At 73.2% G+C, this 18,352-nt stretch carries 17 protein-coding genes; 6 read left to right on the forward strand and 11 right to left on the reverse strand.

Going from position 1 to position 18,352, the window contains the following annotated elements:
- Positions 1–87: 87 nt before the first annotated feature.
- The 5 genes from yciH to HPS36_RS10400 form a co-directional block, all read right to left on the reverse strand.
- Complete coding sequence (gene yciH / locus HPS36_RS10380) at positions 88–381, reverse strand: stress response translation initiation inhibitor YciH (protein WP_004596695.1); 294 nt, start codon at positions 379–381, stop codon at positions 88–90.
- Between the two features lie 54 nt (positions 382–435).
- On the reverse strand, positions 436–2,718 hold the full coding sequence (locus tag HPS36_RS10385; RefSeq protein WP_173230079.1) for a transglutaminase TgpA family protein: 2,283 nt from the start codon (positions 2,716–2,718) through the stop codon (positions 436–438).
- Positions 2,715–3,875, reverse strand: a complete 1,161-nt coding sequence (locus HPS36_RS10390) for a DUF58 domain-containing protein (protein ID WP_173230080.1) — start codon at positions 3,873–3,875, stop codon at positions 2,715–2,717. Before HPS36_RS10390 ends, HPS36_RS10385 begins: the two co-directional genes overlap by 4 nt.
- A 30-nt stretch (positions 3,876–3,905) precedes the next feature.
- Positions 3,906–4,943, reverse strand: coding sequence for an AAA family ATPase (locus HPS36_RS10395; protein WP_173230081.1), 1,038 nt, complete (start codon positions 4,941–4,943; stop codon positions 3,906–3,908).
- A 208-nt stretch (positions 4,944–5,151) separates the two neighbouring features.
- Positions 5,152–6,483: a dihydroorotase gene (locus HPS36_RS10400; protein WP_173230082.1), complete on the reverse strand. Its 1,332-nt coding sequence runs from the start codon at positions 6,481–6,483 to the stop codon at positions 5,152–5,154.
- A 118-nt stretch (positions 6,484–6,601) separates the two neighbouring features.
- Between HPS36_RS10400 and HPS36_RS10405 the strand changes: the two genes are divergently transcribed.
- The 3 genes from HPS36_RS10405 to serS all read left to right on the forward strand — a co-directional run bounded on the left by HPS36_RS10405 (position 6,602) and on the right by serS (position 8,998).
- Complete coding sequence (locus HPS36_RS10405; RefSeq protein WP_173230083.1) at positions 6,602–7,192, forward strand: hypothetical protein; 591 nt, start codon at positions 6,602–6,604, stop codon at positions 7,190–7,192.
- Positions 7,193–7,292: 100 nt separating this feature from the next.
- Positions 7,293–7,532, forward strand: a complete 240-nt coding sequence (locus tag HPS36_RS10410) for a hypothetical protein (RefSeq protein WP_173230084.1) — start codon at positions 7,293–7,295, stop codon at positions 7,530–7,532.
- A 95-nt stretch (positions 7,533–7,627) separates the two neighbouring features.
- Complete coding sequence (gene serS / locus HPS36_RS10415) at positions 7,628–8,998, forward strand: serine--tRNA ligase (RefSeq protein ID WP_173230085.1); 1,371 nt, start codon at positions 7,628–7,630, stop codon at positions 8,996–8,998.
- 49 nt (positions 8,999–9,047) lie between these two features.
- On the opposite strand, the gene HPS36_RS10420 is transcribed toward serS, so the two are convergent.
- From HPS36_RS10420 to HPS36_RS10430, 3 genes are all read right to left on the reverse strand, one after another.
- Complete coding sequence (locus HPS36_RS10420; RefSeq protein ID WP_173230086.1) at positions 9,048–9,920, reverse strand: ABC transporter permease; 873 nt, start codon at positions 9,918–9,920, stop codon at positions 9,048–9,050.
- Entirely contained in the window at positions 9,917–10,957 is a 1,041-nt protein-coding gene (locus tag HPS36_RS10425) for an ABC transporter ATP-binding protein (RefSeq protein ID WP_173230087.1), read from the reverse strand. Before HPS36_RS10425 ends, HPS36_RS10420 begins: the two co-directional genes overlap by 4 nt.
- Positions 10,958–11,056: 99 nt before the next feature.
- A complete protein-coding gene (locus tag HPS36_RS10430; RefSeq protein WP_121562673.1) occupies positions 11,057–11,464 on the reverse strand; it encodes a winged helix-turn-helix transcriptional regulator in 408 nt (135 codons plus the stop codon).
- Between the two features lie 115 nt (positions 11,465–11,579).
- On the opposite strand from HPS36_RS10430, the gene HPS36_RS10435 reads away from it, so the two are divergent.
- Together HPS36_RS10435 and HPS36_RS10440 are read left to right on the forward strand one after the other, a co-directional pair.
- On the forward strand, positions 11,580–12,239 hold the full coding sequence (locus tag HPS36_RS10435) for an NAD(P)-dependent oxidoreductase (protein WP_137717350.1): 660 nt from the start codon (positions 11,580–11,582) through the stop codon (positions 12,237–12,239).
- The gene (locus tag HPS36_RS10440) at positions 12,236–13,090 is read left to right on the forward strand and encodes an SDR family oxidoreductase (RefSeq protein ID WP_173230088.1); all 855 of its coding nucleotides are present in this window, start codon (positions 12,236–12,238) and stop codon (positions 13,088–13,090) included. The genes HPS36_RS10435 and HPS36_RS10440 overlap by 4 nt, the downstream gene beginning before the upstream one ends.
- A 38-nt stretch (positions 13,091–13,128) precedes the next feature.
- Here the strand turns inward: HPS36_RS10440 and HPS36_RS10445 are convergent, their stop codons facing one another.
- The 3 genes from HPS36_RS10445 to HPS36_RS10455 all read right to left on the reverse strand — a co-directional run bounded on the left by HPS36_RS10445 (position 13,129) and on the right by HPS36_RS10455 (position 15,923).
- Positions 13,129–13,731: an LURP-one-related/scramblase family protein gene (locus HPS36_RS10445; RefSeq protein WP_173230089.1), complete on the reverse strand. Its 603-nt coding sequence runs from the start codon at positions 13,729–13,731 to the stop codon at positions 13,129–13,131.
- A 55-nt stretch (positions 13,732–13,786) separates the two neighbouring features.
- Positions 13,787–14,941 carry a tRNA-intron lyase gene (gene endA, locus HPS36_RS10450; RefSeq protein ID WP_173230090.1) on the reverse strand — a complete coding sequence of 385 codons (1,155 nt, stop codon included), beginning with the start codon at positions 14,939–14,941 and terminating at the stop codon, positions 13,787–13,789.
- A 67-nt stretch (positions 14,942–15,008) separates the two neighbouring features.
- Complete coding sequence (locus HPS36_RS10455) at positions 15,009–15,923, reverse strand: phosphotransferase family protein (protein WP_173230091.1); 915 nt, start codon at positions 15,921–15,923, stop codon at positions 15,009–15,011.
- A gap of 170 nt (positions 15,924–16,093) precedes the next feature.
- Between HPS36_RS10455 and HPS36_RS10460 the strand changes: the two genes are divergently transcribed.
- Entirely contained in the window at positions 16,094–18,325 is a 2,232-nt protein-coding gene (locus HPS36_RS10460) for an AAA family ATPase (RefSeq protein WP_173230092.1), read from the forward strand.
- Positions 18,326–18,352 lie beyond the last annotated feature (27 nt).

Raw genomic sequence — 18,352 nt, forward strand, 5'->3', positions numbered from 1 at the left:
GTCACGCAGCCGCTACTGGGCGAGCGGCGCAGCGAAAAAACGGTCTCGCTCGAAGGCGATGCTCGACGGCGGACGGTCAGGTGACGGTCACGCGACGTTGAAACCCTTGTCGCGGAGGAAGTCCTCCACGCGACCCGAGTGGTTCCCCTGGAGCTCGATGGCGCCGTCCTCGACGGTGCCCCCGCAGGCGAACTTCGACTTGAGATCCGACGAGAGGGAGCTCAGATCCACGTCCTTCGGGTCGAATCCTTCGATGACCGTTACCTCCTTACCGTACCTGCGCTCGTCGATGCGGATGCTGATCTGCTGGGACTCCTTCGCGACGTCCTCGCAGACGCAGAGTTCCTGAGGCAGTCCGCACGTCGAGCAGACTTCCGACATTACAGCCCGAATCTACAGGACGCCCGTATTAAATAGTGTCGGGAAGCCCCCCGATCAGCGGACGAACCGCCCGATGAGCGGCAGTCGCTCCAGCGCGAGCCCGCGGACGGCCCGCCGGGCGGCGTCGGCCTCGGACCGCGTCACCGACCCGGCGTAGGCGGCGCGTTCGTACGCGGTCGCGACGGTCTCGACGCGCTCGTCGGCGCCGAGCGCGCGCATCGTCTCGACGTAGCGCCGCGGGGTCTCCCCCGGCCGCCGCTCGCGGTAGGGCTCGGCGAGCAGCCGTTCGAGGTCGGCGAACGCCCGCTCGGCGTCCGCGGTCGGGTCGCCGCGCCGCCGCGGGAGCAACGGACCGATCCGCCGGCCCGCGCGGCTCGCGAGGCCGGTCCGCCGGACCCCCGCGACGCCGAGGCCGGCGACGAGCAGCCAGTAGAGCGCGGTCTCCGGGTCGGGGAGCGACCCGAGCGGGCCGCCGTCGGCCCCGCTCTCTCCGGTCTCCGTCGCCGGGCCGGTCGCCGTCTGCGGCGCGGTCCCCGTCTGGGTCCCGTCGAGCCGCGCGACGGCCCCGGGCCCGAGCGACCCGCCGTCGCTCGCGTTCACCGCCGTCGAGCCGTTCGTCCCGTTGGTCGACGCCCCAGCGTCGTCCGTCGGCTCCGCGTCGGTCCGGTTCGGCTCTGTCTCTGTCGCCGCGTCCGGCGACGACGCCTCGGTGTCGACGTTCTCCGCCCCGTCGGCGCGCGCCTCCGCGAGCCGGGTCGCACGCGCCTCGTCGCGGGGGTCCGAGGGGGTCGGGTCGAACGCAACCCAGCCGTGGTCCGGCACGTAGATCGACACCCACGCGTGGGCGTTCTGTCCGCGGACGACGTACTCGTCGTCGCCGACGCGCTCGCCGGGAGTGTAGCCCGTCTCCATCCGCGTCGGGATCCCTTGCGTCCGGAGCATCGCCGCCATCGTCGTCGCGAAGTAGACGCAGTAGCCCGCGTCCATCTCGAAGAGGAACGCGTCGGCCACGTCGCCCTCGGGCCGCTCGACGGTCAGGGAGTACTCGTACTCCGAGCGCAGGTACGCCTCGACCGCGGCCGCCCGCTCGTACGGCGACTCGGCGTCCGCGGCCGCGAGTATCTCCTCTGTCCGCTCGCCGACCCGGTCGGGCGTGCTCTCGGGCAGCTGGGTGTACCGCTCCTCGATCGCCTCGGGGTAGTCGGTGCTGGCGTTCCGTAGCGCCGCGGGGTCGGCGTCGAGGACGCGGCTCGTCACCGTCACGTCCTCGCCCGGTTCGAGCGGCGCCGCGAGCCGGAGGCTGCCGCGCTCGTCGACCTCGACCGCCCCGCCGCCCGAGACCGAGACGGGCTTCCAGGGCGCGGGCAGCGCGCCCGACTCCGTCTCCGCGGTGACCGTCACGTCGACCGTCTCCGCCTCCCCCGGCGGCCCCGCCAGCGTGCCGTTCAGCGGGGTCCGCTCGCCGGTGCGCACCCATCCGTCGCCGGTGTAGGTGTCGTACGCCCCGGTGTGCCAGTTCCGCTCGACGGGGCTCTCGATCGTGTACCGCACCTCGGGGGAGAGCCGCGTGGTGCCGATCACGTCGAGTTCGTCCTCGCCGCTCAGGCTCGACTCCAGCGTCGTCGTGCCGCGGTCGAGCCCCAGCGGCGCCGCCGCGCCCGCCGGGATCACGGTGATCGTCGCGCTCGCGACGACCATGGCGGCGACCACCAGCGCGAAGGTGCCCGCGTGGCCGCGGCGCCGGCTCGGCGTCGAGAGCGTCGAGAGGCCGACGGCGAGCGCGAGGCCGACCACGCCGGCGACCGCCGCCCCCGTCTCCGCGTCGCCCGTGAGCACGAGGAAGCCGAGGGTCCCGCCGGCGACGCTCGCGGCCGCGACGTGGCGCCCGCGGCCGGCGAAGTAGCCGACGAGAAACGTCGGCACCGGCGCCACCGCGAGCACCCACACGTCCGCGAGCGCCAGCCGCAGCACGGAGAGTCCCGTCGACAGCGCGAGGAGGTCCAAGGCGACGCTCCGGACCGTGAACAGCGCGCGCTGGCTCTCGGGGATCGCGAGGAAGTACCCCGCCAGCCCCGCGGCGAACAGCAGTCCCGCCAGCCACAGCGCGGTCCGCTCGCCGACCGCCCGCGCCAGCGCGACCCCGCCGAGCCCCGCGACCGCGACGACCGCCGCGGTCCGCCCCGTCCCGCCGACGACGTTCGTCACCTCGAAGAAGACGGCGAGGTACGCCGCGGCGACGACCGCGACGCCGACGACCGCCGGGTCGGCCAGCCGCAGCTCGTCCCCGGCGGGACCGCCCGAGGCGAGCCGCTCCCGGACGGACGCCCCGCGGCTCACGGCGACGCCACCTCCCGTCCGTCCGGCGCCGCGTCGGCCCGGCCCGTCCCGGCGCCGTCCCCGGTCGCGCGCTCCGCCTCGGCCTCGCGGCGCAGGTCGGCGAAGGACTCGGACCGGTCGCCCGCCCGGAACCGGGCGTCGTCCGGCCCGGCGACGACCGTCACGTCAGCCTCGTCGTCGGCGACCGCGCCCGGGCCGGTCCGCGCCGCCAGCTCCAGCACCTCGCGCCGCCCGCGGCCGCCGGGGGCCGCCGAGACCCGTCCACCGGGCAGCCGCACGTCGACCGGGACGCCGTCGTCGAGCAGCGCCAGCGCGAGGCTGACGGTCGCCCGCGCGAGCTCGTCGGCCGCGGCCGCGCTCGCGGCGCGGTCGGCGTCCGCGTCGCCGTCGCGGCCCACGCCGCCGAACGGGTCGCCGTCGCGGTCGGCGCGCCCGCCGCCGCTGACCTCCGTCCCGCCCGCGATCGCCACCCGGTTCCGCGCGGTCTCGGCCGCGAACTCCTTGACGACGATCTCGTCGCGCTTGGCGGTCGTCGCCCAGTGGACGTCGCGGACCGCGTCGCCGCGGGTGTACTCGCGGAGACGGTCGAACTCCTCGCGCTGGCGGCTCACGTCGACCGCGTCGGCCGCGTACAGCGCCCGCCGGAACCGCGCCGGGACCGGGTCGCGGGGCGGGTACACGGTCACCGCGTCGGTCTCGTCGACGAGCAGCGAGCGCTCGAAGAGGCCGAACACGTCGGTCGCGGTGAGTTCGACCGGGCCGAGCGTCCGCTCGCCGCGCTCGCGGTACGTGACGGCGTACGAGACGGGCTCCGTGCCGACGGCCGCACGGATCGGCGCCGTCGGTCCGTCGAGCCCCTCGTCGACCCGGACCCGAACGTCGGCGAGGAACGAGGACGAGCCGCCGCCGTCCCGCGCCGGCGGGCCGAACTCCAGGCGGACCTCGCGCGTCTCCCCGACGAACCCGTCGGCGGGCGTCACGTGCCGGACGGTCGGGGCGTCGACGCGCGACACCTGGACGTAGCCGGCCGCGAGCGCGATGGCGACGGGGATGACGATCGCGTCGAGCGCGCGGCCGCCGGCGGCGAGCGCGCTCGCGGCCGCGACGAGGCCGACGGCGCCGGCGACGCGTCCCCGACGGGTGAGTTCGGGCGTCATCTGAGTGGGGGCGGTGTCGGCGTCATCTCGTCACTCCACGCGGATCCGGTCGAGCGCGTCCTGAACCACGTCGGCGCCGTCGGTCCCGCCCGACTCGGTCCGGATCCGGTGCGAGAGCACGGTCGGGGCCTCCGCCTGAACGTCGTCGGGGATCACGTAGCCCCGGCCCTCCAGCGCGGCGCGGGCCTGCGACGCGCGGACCAGCGCGAGGCTCCCGCGCGGGCTCGCCCCGAGCTTGGCGTTCCGGCGGGTGAACACCGCGAGGCGGGCCACGTACTCCCGGACCGCCTCCGAGGCCTCGATCTCGCCGACGATCCGGCGGGCCCGGCGCACGTCGGCGATCGTCGCCACGGGCTCGACCGCGTCGACCGGGTGGTCGCCGGTGAGCCGCCCGAGGATCGCGGCCTCCTCCTCGGTGTCCGGGTAGCCGAGCCGGATCTTCTTCGTGAAGCGGTCGACCTCCGCGACCGGCAGCTCGTACGTCTGTCCGGGCTCAACGTCGTTCTGGGTCGCGATCACGCAGAACGGGTCCGGCAGGGCGCGGGTCGTCCCGTCGGTCGTCACCTGGTTCTCCTCCATCGCCTCCAGCAGCGCCGACTGCGTCTTCGGCGGGGCGCGGTTGATTTCGTCGCCGAGGACGACGTTCGCGAACACCGGCCCGGGCTGGAAGTCGAACTCGTCGGTCCGGCGGTTGAACACGTTGACGCCGGTCACGTCGGAGGGCAGCAGGTCGGGGGTGAACTGGACGCGCTTGAACGAGCCGTCGATCGAGCGCGCGACCGACTTCGCGAGCGTCGTCTTCCCGACGCCGGGCACGTCCTCGACGAGGAGGTGCCCGCGCGCCAGCACGGTGACGAGGACGTGCTCGACGGCGTCGCGCTTGCCGACGATCACGTCCTCGACCTCCTCGACGATTCGGTCCGCGAGCGCGGCCACGTCCGCGGGGGTCTCGGGCTCGACGCCGGCGGCGGCCGCCCCGCCGACCTCGCCGCCGGTCGATTCCGACTCGCCGTCGACCGGCTCCGCGGGACCGGCGCCGAACGGCCCCGACTCTCCGGGGTCCGTCATGTTCGGCCGGCCTCGTTCGGGTCGGGCTCCCGTCCGGAGGCGACCGTGCGAATGCTCCCCGTGATCATCGATATACCACGGGTAAGGCGAGCAACGGCATATGCGTTCCGCCGGCGGCGGTCCGCTCGTCTCGGCCGATTTCGGCCCTTCGGCGCCGACGGTCGCGGGCGACGATTCGCGCCTCGCGACCGGGCCGTTCGACGCGGACTTACGACTCCCCGACGTTCCGACCGACCGGCTCGCCGAACGACGCCGCGCCGGTCGCCGGGTCGCGCTCGTAGACGACCTCGCCCCGGACGAGGGTGACCTCCGGGAAGACGCCGCGGAGCCCCTCGAAGGGGGTCCACCCGCAGGCGCTGTGGAGCGCGGCGGCCTCTATCTCCCGCGGGTCGGCCGTGTCGACGAGGACGAGGTCGGCGTCGCGCCCCTCCGCGACCCGTCCCTTCCGGTCGAGGCCGAACGTCTCTGCGGGGTTCGCGGCGACCACGTCGCGGACGCGTTCGAGCGACAGCTCCCCGGTCCGGGCCGATTCGAGGAGGAGCGGGTACAGCGTCTCGACGCCGGGGACGCCGCTCGGCGCGTCGACGAGCCCGCGGCGCTTCTCCGCGACGGCGTGGGGCGCGTGGTCGGTCGCGACCACGTCGACCGCGCCCTCGGCGAGCCGCGCGAACAGCGCCTCGCGGCGCTCCTCCGAGCGGAGCGGCGGGTTCATCCGCCCGAACGTCCCGAGCGACCGCGCCCGCTCGCGGGAGAGGAACAGGTGGTGCGGCGTGACCTCGCAGGTCGCGTTCGCCCCGTCGTCGCGGGCCTCGACGACGGCGTCGACGGCCTCCGGCGTCGAGGTGTGCGCGACGTGGACCTGCGCGTCGCGGTCCGCGGCCGCCGCGAGCGCGCGCTCGACGGCGGCGACCTCGGCGTCTGCCGTCCGGTAGGCCGACCACGCGTCGGCGGTCGCGGCCGTGCCGACGCCCCCGAGGTCGCCGTCGAGCGCCCCCTCGTCGAACAGCGTCGCGTCCTCGGCGTGGACGGTGACGGGCACGTCGCGCCGGGCCGCCGCTTCGAGCGCGTCGGCGAACAGGTCGGCGTCGATGCCCATGTCGCCCGTCGAGTCCGCGAGGAACACCTCGCCGAGCGCGAAGAGGGGTCGGTCGAAGAGGCTCTCCGGGTCCCACTCCGCCGTGACGCCGCCGTTGATCCCGTAGTCGACGAGCGAGTCGGCCGCGAGCGCAGCCTTCTCGTCGAACGCCGCGCCGTCGACGGTGGGTGGCGAGGTGTTCGGCTGGTCGACGACGGTCGTGACGCCGCCCGCGGCCGCGCTCCGCGACCCCGAGGTCCACGTCTCCTTGTGGCTCCCGCCCGGCTCGCGGAAGTGGACGTGGACGTCGACCGCGCCCGGCAGGAGGTGTCTCCCCCGGGCCTCGATGACGCGCTCGCCGGCGTCGGCGCCGAGCCCTCCGGCGACCGCGTCGATCCGTCCGTCGTCGCCGATCCGCACGTCTCGAACCCGGCCGTCGGCCAGCGTCGCGCCCGTGATGAGCATCGTTGTCGGCCGGTCGCGGCGAGCGGGATAAACGCTGGTGGTTCCCGGTCGCGGGCTCCGCGGCGACCCGCCACGGGGCACCACAAGACGTTTGTCGCCGGCGCGGGCTCCCTCGCGCATGGTCTCTGCCCTCTCCGCCCTCTCGGGCGCCGCCCCTCCGCTCTCGGATGCCATCCCTCCGCTTTCGGGCACCGTTCTTTCGCTCTCGGGCTCGGCCGCGCCCCTCGCGGTCCCCGCCATTGCCGACGCTGTCGTCGGCTGGCTGTGGACGGTCGCGCTGTTCCTCTTCCCCGGGATCGTCGCCGCGGGGCTGTGCGCGCCGTTCCTCGCCGCCGAGCGCCTCCGCGCGCTGTTCCGCGCGCTGCCGCCGACGGGGCGGCTCCTCCCCTCGTACCTCGGCGTCTCGGTCGGGCTCTCGGTCCCGTACCTCGTCGGTGTCGCGATCACGGTCACGCGCGCCGCCGAGGCGGGCCCCGCCTGGAGCTCCGGGTTCCTGCTCACGGCGCTGATCGGCACCGTCCTCGTCGGAATCGTCGCGCCGGCGGTCGCCGCGCTCGGCCTCCCGCGGCTCGGCGCCGACTGGGACCCGACCGGCTACGGCGTCTCGACGTACCTCCTCCTCGGCGGCGCGGGGCTGTGGTACGCGGCCGTCGCCGCGGTCCCGCTCGTCGCGCTCGCGGTCGGGATGGCGCTGCCGGGCGGGTACTGACGGCGAGCTTCGTCCGCGCCACGCCGCCCGATCGCAGCGGGTCCCGCGAACGGTTCGACTCCGTAACGTTTTGTTGGCTCGCGCGAGCAGTCCCCGGCGCATGCTCCCCGCACCCTTCCGACTGTTCTTCGTCGCCGTCCCCCTCCTCGTCGCCGGCGGCGCGCTGGCGATGGCGGCGTTCCCCCGAAAGATGATGAGCTGGCAGACGCGCTCGCCCGACGGCTCGACCGGGCGGATCGAACCGAGCGACACGCGGGTCCTGGCGATGCGCGCGACGGGCGTCGTCGTCGCCGCGCTCGCGCTGCTGATGGTCGTCGCGAACTTCGCGTTCATCCCCTGAGGCGAACTCGGCGGCGCCGTCCGCCGTGGACCCCCGTGCCAACCGCTGCCGACGCTCCGATACGGTTTTGGGTCGCCCCGCGGAACTCCCGTCAAATGCTGTCTCGACAGTTCGTCCGGGAGAACCCCGAGGTCGTCCGCGAGGCGCTCGACAACAAGGGCGTCGACGTGGACCTCGACCGGATACTCGACGTCGACGAGGAGTGGCGGGAGCTGAAACAGCGGGGCGACGACCTCCGTCACGAGCGCAACGAGGTCTCCTCGAAGATCGGTGAGCTGAAACAGGCCGGCGAGGAGGAGGCGGCCCAGGAGGCGATCGAGCGCTCGCAGGAGCTCAAGTCGGAGCTTCAGGAGGTCGAGGAGCGGGCCGACGAACTGGAGGCCGAGTTGGAGGCGTCGCTGCTCGAACTGCCGCAGATCCCGCAGGACTCGGTCCCCGTGGGCGCTGACGAGTCCGAGAACGTCGAGCGCCGCCGCGAGGGGTTCGACGACCGCCGCGAGCTCCCGGACCACGTCGAGCCGCACTACGACATCGGCGAGGAGCTACAGATCCTCGACTTCGAGCGCGGCGCGAAGGTCGCGGGCGGCGGCTTCTACGTCGCGAAGGGCGACGGCGCCCGCCTCGAACACGCGCTGATCCAGTTCATGCTCGACGTCCACCGCGAGCAGGGGTACGAGGACGTGTTCCCGCCGATCCCGGTCAACTCCGCGTCGATGCGCGGCACCGGCCAGCTGCCGAAGTTCACCGAGGACGCCTACCGCGTCGAGGGCTCCAACGAGGAGGCGTACGACGACGACGACCTCTGGCTGCTCCCGACCGCGGAGGTGCCCGTCACGAACCTCCACCGCGACGAGATCCTCCTCGGCGAGGACCTCCCGCTGAAGTACCAGGCGTACACGCCGAACTTCCGGCAGGAGGCGGGCGAACACGGCACCGAGACCCGCGGGATCGTCCGGGTCCACCAGTTCAACAAGGTGGAGATGGTGAACTTCGTCCGGCCCGAGGAGAGCGACGAGCGCTTCGAGGGGCTCGTCGACGAGGCCGAGGAGGTGCTGCGCCGCCTCGAACTCCCCTACCGCATCCTGGAGATGTGTACCGGCGACCTCGGGTTCACGCAGGCGAAGAAGTACGACATCGAGGTGTGGGCGCCGGCCGACGACATGGACGAGGGCCCCGAGCAGGGCGGCCGCTGGCTGGAGGTCTCGTCCGTCTCGAACTTCGAGGACTTCCAGGCGCGCCGCGCCGGCATCCGGTACCGGGAGGAGCACCACGAGCCCGCGGAGTACCTCCACACCCTGAACGGCTCGGGGCTCGCGGTCCCGCGGATCGTCGTCGCCATCCTGGAGTACTACCAGAACGACGACGGCACCGTCACCGTCCCCGAGGCGCTGCGCCCGTACATGGGCGGCACCGAGGTCATCGAGGGCGGCGACGCGGTCGGCGAGTCGAAGCTGGGCGGGGAGTAGGTCACGCCCTCCGACCGCTCGCGCCCCGAAGCGGCGCCGGCGCTCCCACCTACTTCACGTCCGAACTCGACGCGCGGGAGAGCAGCACGACGGCGACGGCGCCCAACACGAGGTCGAGCCCGACGAGCACGGCGACGCCGGGCGCGACGCCGTCGAGCGTCCCGCCGAACCACGCGACGTCGATGACCGTCATCACGTCCCGGTCGATCATGAGCGAGCGAGCGGCGTCGACGCCGTAGGTCACGGGGTTGACGCGGGCGAACGTCTGGATCCACCCCGGGAGCGCTTCGAGCGGGAGGAACGCGCTCGACAGGAACAACAGCGGGAACTGCAGCAGGTTCGCGCTGATGATCGTCGACTCCTGGTCTCGCGTGAGGATCGCGACGGCGTTCGAGAACGCGACGAACCAGAGCGAAAACAGGATCCCGACCGCGACGATCCCCGCCGCCCCGGCGACGCCGGTGACGATGTCGGCGCCGAGGAGGACGCCGAGCCCGAGGATGATCGCGATCTGGACCGCGATCCGGAACACCTCGGCGGCGGTCTTGCCGACGAAGACGGCCGTGCGGCTCATCGGCGTGACGAGCACCTTCTCGAACATCCCGTTCTCGATGTCGTTCACGAGCCCGACGCCGGAGGTGATCGCCGCCGCGAGCGCCACCTGAATGGTGATCGCCGGCACGAGATACGTCTCGTAGCTGATCCCCGGTAGCCCCCGGTTGACCGCGCCGCCCGCGACGTTTCCGAACACCTCCGTGAAGAGCACGAGGAAGATGATCGGCTGGACGAGCGAGACGACGAGGATGAACGGGTTCCGCACGGCCTTGAGGTTCCACCGCTTGAAGTTCACCCACGCGTCGCCGACGAACGTGTTCCCGGAGCGCGCGCTCGACCCCGAGCGGTCGTTCGCGGGCGCGCTCATTGCGCCACCTCCCCGTCGTCGGTGTCGAGCTCTTCCCCGGTGATCGCGAGGAATACGTCGTCGAGCGTCGGCGCGCGGATGTTGAACCCGGTCACCGTTACGTCCGCGTCCCGGAGCGCCACGAGGAGGTCGGTGCCGTGCTCCCGGGCCGTCTCCGCGGTGACGCTGATCCCCTCCTCGGTCTCGGCGACCGAGGCGTCCGCGAAGGCGTCGAACTCCCGCGCTATCGCCGCGGCCCGCTCGGTTGCCGTTCCGTCGCCCTCCAGTTCCACGTCGAGGACCTCACCCCCGACCTCGCGTTTGAGCTCGCTCGGGCTCCCGTCGGCGACGATCTCGCCGTCGAGGATGACCGCCAGGCGGTCGCAGAGCTGGTCCGCCTCCTCCAGGTACTGCGTCGTCAGGAAGATCGTCGTCCCGAGGTCGTTGATGCGTCGGAAGTACTCCCACAGTCGGTTGCGGGCCTTCGGGTCGAGCCCCGTCGTCGGCTCGTCCAGGAAGACGAGCGGCGGCCGATGGACCAGCGCGGTCGCGGCGTCGAGCCGCTTTTTCATCCCGCCCGAGAACTCCTCGGCCCGCTTGTCGGCCACGTCCGCCAGGTCGACGAGGTCGAGCAGCTCGTCGACCCGCACGGACTGCTCGTCCCGCGGGACTCCGTACGCCTCGCAGGCGAACCGGATGTTCTCCGCGGCGGTGAGCTCGGGGTCGATGCTCGTCTCCTGAGCCATGTACCCGATCGACTCGCGGACCTTCCGGGAGTCGGAGCGCACGTCGAAGCCGTTGACCCGGACCGCTCCGCCGGTCGGGGACAAAAGCGTCGCGAACACCTTGATCGTCGTCGTCTTGCCGGCCCCGTTCGGCCCCAGAAAGCCGAAGAACTCCCCCTCGGGAACGGTCATGTCGATCCCGTCGACGGCGACGGTCCCGTCCGCGTAGGTGAGTTCGAGCCCGTCGACGTCGATCGCGGCGGCGGCCGCCGGCTCGCCGGCGCTGCCGTCTCGGGACCGATCGGTCGGTCCCGCCGTGTCCTGTGTAGGCATATCCGTATTACCGGATCCGGCGGCATATACTCCCGACTTCGAACGTCCGACGTTACTACGAAAAATGAAGTCTGCGAGCGGGGTCGACCGCTCGGCACGTCAGAGTTCGTGTTCGATCGCCCAGTGGTGGAGGTGCGCGAAGGCGGGGAACAGCGACTCCGCCTTCTCCGTCGGCGTGTACTCCACCCGGGGCGGCACCTCGTCGTACGCCTCGCGGTCGAGCAGCCCCGCCTCGGTCAGCTCCTTCAACCGCGCCGAGAGCGTGTTCGGGGCGGCGTCGAGTTCGCTCTCCAGGTCGCTGAACCGCAGCGAGTCCTCGGCGAACGCGAACGCGCTCAACACCGCCATCGTGTGGGTCTTTCCGAGGAGATCCAGGAGCTCGGCCACCGTCCGACCGATGCGCTCCTGCTCCTCCGGGGCGAACGACTCCCGGAGGGCGGTCGCCTCCGCGCGAGTCAATCCCCCGCTCAGTCCGGGCACGTCCGGCACATCGCTCTGTCCGTTCATCGAGCGATCACTGGACGCTATTGCTATTGTATCTTTGGGATACAGGCCGAACGCGGGCTAACACTTCGAAGCTTCGAAGTTACAAGTATATGTCCTCGGCGCGCCACTCTCCGGTATGCGAATCGCAGTATTCGGTGCGTCGGGACGAACCGGCCGACCGCTCGTCGAACAGGCGCTCGACCGCGGGCACGAGGTGGTCGCGTTCGTCCGGGACCCCGCGAGCCTCTCGTCGTCGGTCCGGGACGACGACCGGGTCGCCGTCGTCGCGGGCGACGCGTACACCGGCGACGGCGTCGACCGCGCCGTCGGCGGGGACGAGGCCTCGGTCGACGCCGTCGTCAGCGTCCTCGGACAGACCGACGGGAGCCCGGACGACCTCCTCACGGCGGCCGGCGAGCACGTGCTCGCGGCGATGGACCAGCACGGCGTCGATCGCTTCGTGACGCTCGTCGGCGCGGGTGTCAGGGAGGAGGGCGAGTCGGTGAGTCTCGGCGGGAGGGTGATGGAGTCGCTCCTGAAGCTGCTGGCGCGGGCGGCTCTCGAAGACGCCCGCGACCACGTCGAGACCGTTCGGACCAGCGACGCGCGCTGGACGGTCGTTCGCGCCCCGCGCCTCACCGAGGACGAGCACACGGGCGCGTTCCGACACGGGACGGACCTCACGCTCGGGATGCGCGACGCCGCCGCGCGGGCGAACGTCGCGGCGTTCGTCCTCGACTGCCTCGAAGCGGAGACGTACGTCGGCGAGATGCCGAAGGTCGCGGACGAGCGATGACGGACCGGCTGCTCGTCACCGGCGCGACAGGGACCGTCGGCGATCCGCTCGTCAGAGCGCTCGCGGACCGGGACGCGTCCGTCCGCGTGGCGACCCGGAGCCCGGAGCACGCGCGGGACGCGTTCGGCGACGGGCCGGAGCCCGTGGCGTTCGACCTCGGTCGCCCCGAGACGTGGGGGGCGGCGCTGGCTGGCGCCGACCGGCTCTTCCTCCTGTACCCGCCGGGGAGCGCGGTGAGCGACGTCCGCGAGTTCGCCGACGCCGCCGACCGCGTGGGCGTCGAGCACGTGGTGTTCCTCTCGATCCTCGGCGCGGAGAAGCTCCCGGTCCTCCCCCATCGTCGGATCGAGCGCCACCTCGCCGGGACCGGCATGGACCACACGTTCCTCCGCGCCTCGTGGTTCGCCCAGAACCTGAGCGAGATCCACCGCCGAGAGATCGTCGAGCGCGACGAGATATTCGTCCCGGCCGGCGACGGCGTCCTGAGCTTCACCGACGCGCGGGACGTCGCGGCGGTCGCCGCGCGGGTGCTCACCGAGCCGGGCCACGCGAACCGGGCGTACGACCTCACCGGCCCGGCCGCGCTCGACTTCGAGGAGGTGGCCGACGTCTTCACAGAGGTGCTCGACAGACCGATCGCGTACGCCGACCCGTCGCGGCTGACGTTCGCGCGGCGGATGTACGAACGCGGCTTCTCCCCGGGGTTCGTCGCGTTCATGACCATCGAATACTCGGTCGTGCGGCTGGGTCGCTCCGGCCGGACGACGGGCGACATCGAGGCGGTCCTCGGGCGCCCGCCGCGGACGGTCCGCGAGTTCGTCGCGGACTACGCGGACGAGTTCCGACCGTAGCGCGGCCGCGGTCTCCACCGGGGCGCCGTCGAGCGCCGCTACTGGTTCTCCAGGGCGTCGAGGATACAGGCGGCGGCGATCACCGCCTCCTTGGGCACGTCGCTCGCGTCGTCGATGGTGACCGTGTAGGCGTCCCGCATCGAGAACTGCCCCTCGATGTCGCCGACGTGGCCGCCGTCCGCGTCGAATATCTCGTACTTGTTCGGGATCAGGTTCGCGGCGCCGACGAGGTGCCGGAGACCCGACAGCAGCTTGTTCTTGGACTTGATCGTCGCCAGCGCCTCCCCCGAGTCGGGGTCGCGGACCGTCCAGTTCTCGACGAACAGCGAGTAGTCCTCGTCGAGCACGACCACCTCCTCGCCGGTGCCCGCGTCGACGATGGCGTAGTTGCCGCCGATGTCGACGATCCCGCCCGCCTTCACCGAGAAGGCGTCCTCGTCGTCCCCGGTGACGAACGGGAACTCCTCTTTCAGCTTGAACATCTTCTGTTTCCCGCGGAGGACGACGTTCCCGGCGCTGTCCCGGACGGCGTACTTGTTCCGGACCAGTGACTGCGTCACCTCGTAGCGGTCGTCGCTGAGGTCGACGGTCGAGATGTCGTACTTGCCCGACTCGGCGTCGGACGCGGAGGGGAACGGCATGGACGCGACGACGGCGAGCGGTCAAAAAAGCCTTCTGTTCGCGCCGACCTGGGAGTCAGGGCGTCAGCCGGTCGACGGCGAGCCACTCCACGTCGGCGCCGTCGGCGGGAGGCCCGTCGCCGACCTCGGTCAGCGCGAACACCATCTCCTTGCGGACGCCGCCCGCGAGCCGCACGTCGAGCGAGAGTTCCCGGGGCGAGAACTCGTGACCCGGCCCCACCACGCGCACGAGGTGTTCGGAGTGCGGGAGGTCCTCGACCGTCTCCACGTCGAGGTACGTCCGGAAGTCGGCGCCGAACTTGAACCCGGTCTTCGGCACCGCGTCGGCCGCGCGGAGGCGCCGGTAGACGGCGAGCCGGCGGTCGAAGCGCTCGCCCTCCACGTCGCGGCCGCGGGCGACGATCCGGGCGGCGGCGTCCCCCGAGTCCGCGTCCGCGACCTCGGGGCTCCCGACCGACGCCGACAGCGACAGGCACCCGTCGGCGGCCAGCGACGCGGCCTCGACGAGTGAGAGCTGGAGCGCGCCCTCGACGTCGGCGGCGCGACCGGTGAGCGGGCGTCCGTAGAACCCGCGGTCGTACAGCCCCTCGGGGGCGTCCCAGACCACGACGCGGTCCGCGAGGAGGACGCCGCTCAGGCCCGTCGGCGGCTCGTACCCGGTCGCGCCGTCGATCGCGCCCCCCTCCGCCGCGAAGTAGGTGATGTCCGACTCCTCGTCGACGACCGCGAGCGTGCGCCCCGCGAGCCCGGCGGCCGCGACCGACTCGCGCTCGCCGACGACCTGGATCGGGTACTTCACGTTCCCCGTGTCCGGGGTCTCGCCGCGCTCGTAGGCGACGAAGTCGACCGCGTCGCTCGCCGCGTCGCGCCCGCCGGGCCACGGCTCGCGTGCGGGCGAGAGGTAGAAGCCGCGGTCGCGGAGGTCCGAGTAGACGAGGAACCGCACCGCGAAGCGGTCGGCCGCGGCGGCGCTCGCGACGAAGAAGCGCTCGAAGCCGACCGGGTCGGCGTCGGTCCCGGCGCTCCCGTCGCCGCCGAGTTCGATCCCCGAGAGGTCGCCGCGGAACAGCAGGTGGGCGGCCTCGACCCGCGAGAGCGCGATCTCGTTGCCGTCGAGCGGTCGCCCGTACCCCCGGGCGTCGTAGAAGCGCTGGCGGGCGTCCCCGCCGACGCGGACCGCGTCGCCCCGCAGGTGGCCGGTCGGTTGCATACCCGTGGGGCCGGGCGGCCGAGGGAAGGGGGTTGCGGTCGCGCCCGGCCGGCGCGCCGCGTCGCCCTCACGCGAGGTCGTCCAGTATCGCGTCGATCCGGCTCCGCAGTCGGTCGGCCTTCCGCGCGGTCTCCGCCGGGCCGTTCTGGTCCTGAACGTACAGCGACTCGAAGTAGTACACCGTGTTCAACAGCGCGTATCGGGGCGCTCGCCGGTCGAATCCGGGCGGCAGCGACCGGACCGACTCGTACCCCTCGCGAAACGCGGTCCGCGGCTCGCTTTCCCCCGGCCCGAACGCCGGGAGGACCGTCCGCCAGTAGTCGTACTCGCCGGGCGCGGCGATCGCGTGCTCGAAGTCTATCACGCACGCCACCTCCCCGTCGGCGACCGCGACGTGCTCGGGCGTGGCCCACCCGTGACAGCAGACCGGCTCGCCGGCGCCGGCGAACGCGTCGGGCCGCTCGGCGAGGTGGTCGAGCACCCGGTCGGCCGCGTCGCCGTGCCCGTACCGAGCGAGGACCGGGCGGCGCGCCTCGACGTACTCGACCGCGGCGGCGCCCCACTCGTCGCGGCCGCGGACCGCGAACGCCTCGTCGGCCCGGAACGCGCCGTACGCGTCGACGAGCGGCGCCGTCTCCCCGTGGAGCGTCGCCAGCCCGCGGCCCGCGGCGCGCGCCCACGCCTCGTCCGCCTCGTGGTCCGCCTCGGCCGCGGGGGCGTCGGGGTGCCACGCCGCGACGTAGTAGCTGTCCCCGATACACAGCGGCTCGGGCACCGGGACGGAGGTACGGTCGGCGACGCCGGCCATCACCCGCCCCTCCCGCTCCGCGTTCCCGGTCGGGCCGGTGTTCCCCTTGTAGACGGCGCGGCGGCCGTCGACCGACACCTCGTACACCTCGTGCGGCGGCACGTCGTGGAGCCGGCGACGGACCTCGTGGCTGTCGAACGCCGCGTCGAGCCGTTCGGCGATTTCGCGTTTCATCGGGGACACCCGTCGGTTCCGGAGCGCGCACAAACCGGTTTTGGTCCCGACTCGCTGCCCGGGTCGGCGCCGGCGCGAGAGGTTCGGCGACCGGCGGCTCCGAAGCGCGTTCGGACGGTCGCTCGCGGCGACCGGACAAGGATAAAGAGCCGCCGGCGAGAACGTGGCGTATGAACGACACCGCAGGGCTCCGGCTCACGGTGCGTGCCGCCGAGAAGCGGGACGCGGGCCGGGGCATCGCCAGGCTCCCCGAGTCGGCCCGCAAGCGGCTCGCCCTCCTCAGCGGCGACACAGTCGAGGTGCGCGGCGAGCGCACCGCGGTCGCGAAGGTGTGGCCGGGCGGTCCCGACGCGCCAGACGGCTCCGTCCTCATCGACGCCGACACCCGCGCGAACGCCGGCGTGAAGGTCGGCGACACCGTGACGATCGCCCCCGTCGACGTGTCCGACGCCGAGCGCGCGACGCTGACCGCGCCCGGCCGCCTCGCGGAGGTGGACGTGAGCCGCGAGGTGGTCGAGCGGGCGCTCTCCCGGGAGCTCCGCGACCGCCCCGTCACCGAGGGCGAGGCCGTCCACGTCGAGCGGCTCGGCGGCCTCCGCTTCGTGGTGGCGCGGACGGCGCCGGCGGGGACCGTCCGGATCACGGCGTCGACGGACGTGTCGGTCGAGTACGCCGGCCACGGGGCGGGCGCGGCCGACAGCGCCGGCCCGTCGGCGGACGACCGGTCCGCGCCCGCCGCTGACTCGGGGGCTGATCCCCCGGGAGCCGACGCCCGACCGAAGGGCGGCGACGCCCCGCCGGCCGAGCACACCGCGGGCGCGACCTACGAGGACATCGGCGGGCTCGACGAGGAGCTGGAGCTGGTCCGGGAGACGATCGAACTGCCGCTCTCCGAGCCGGAGGTGTTCACCCGGCTCGGCATCGACCCGCCGAAGGGCGTCCTCCTCCACGGGCCGCCGGGGACCGGGAAGACGCTCATCGCCCGCGCCGTCGCCAACGAGGTGGACGCGACGTTCATCACCGTCGACGGCCCGGAGATCATGTCGAAGTACAAGGGGGAGTCGGAGGAGCGGCTCCGCGAGGTGTTCGAGCGCGCCAGCGAGGACGCGCCGGCCATCGTCTTCTTCGACGAGATCGACTCGATCGCGGGCAAGCGCGACGACGGCGGCGACGTGGAGAACCGCGTCGTCGGCCAGCTGCTCTCGCTAATGGACGGGCTCGACGCCCGCGGCGACGTGATCGTCATCGGCGCGACGAACCGCGTCGACACTATCGACCCCGCGCTCCGACGCGGCGGGCGGTTCGACCGCGAGATCGAGATCGGCGTCCCCGGCGAGTCCGGGCGCCGACAGATCCTCGACGTCCACACGCGCCGGATGCCGCTGGCCGACGACGTGGACTTGGACCGGATCGCGGGCCGCACCCACGGGTTCGTCGGCGCCGACATCGAGGGGCTCGCACAGGAGGCGGCGATGACCGCGCTCCGGCGCGCCCGCGAGTCCGACTCCCGCGCGCTGAACGAGGTGACCGTCTCCAAGGCGGACTTCGAGGCCGCGCACGCGAACGTCGAGCCGAGCGCGATGCGAGAGTACGTCGCCGAGCAGCCGACGACCGACTTCGCCGACGTGGGCGGGCTCGACGACGCGAAGGCGGAGCTCGACCGCGCCGTGACGTGGCCGCTGTCGTACGGCCCGCTGTTCGACGCGGCGGGCGCGGACCCGCCGACCGGCGTCCTGCTGTACGGCCCGCCGGGGACCGGGAAGACGCTGCTCGCGCGCGCCATCGCGGGCGAGAGCGGCGTCAACTTCATCCAGGTCGCGGGGCCGGAGCTGCTCGACCGGTACGTCGGCGAGTCGGAGAAGGCGGTCCGCGAGCTGTTCGACCGGGCGCGGCAGGCGGCCCCCGCGATCGTCTTCTTCGACGAGATCGACGCGGTCGCGACCGACCGCGACGCGGCCGGCGGCGACGGATCCGGCGTGAGCGAGCGCGTCGTCTCCCAGCTCCTGACCGAGCTCGACCGCGCCAGCGACAACCCGAACCTCGTCGTCCTCGCGGCGACGAACCGGCGGAACGCGCTCGACCCGGCCCTGCTCCGTCCCGGCCGACTGGAGACGCACGTCGAGGTGCCCGAGCCGGACCGCGAGGCCCGGCGCAAGATCCTGGAGGTTCACACCCGCGAGAAGCCGCTGACGGACGGGGTCGACTTGGAGCGCGTCGCCGACGAGACGGAGGGGTACTCCGGCGCGGAGATCGCCTCGCTGTCGCGGGCGGCCGCGATGCGCGCCATCGAGCGCGTCGCCGACGAGCACGGCGAGGCCGCCAACGACCACGCCGACGAGGTCGGGATCACCGGGGAGGACTTCGACGCGGCGCTCGAGTCCGTCCGCCCCGAGACCGCCTGAGGCGGGCGAACGGCCGGTCCGTCGCCC

The organism is Halorubrum salinarum (assembly GCF_013267195.1).
Lineage (GTDB): Archaea > Halobacteriota > Halobacteria > Halobacteriales > Haloferacaceae > Halorubrum > Halorubrum salinarum.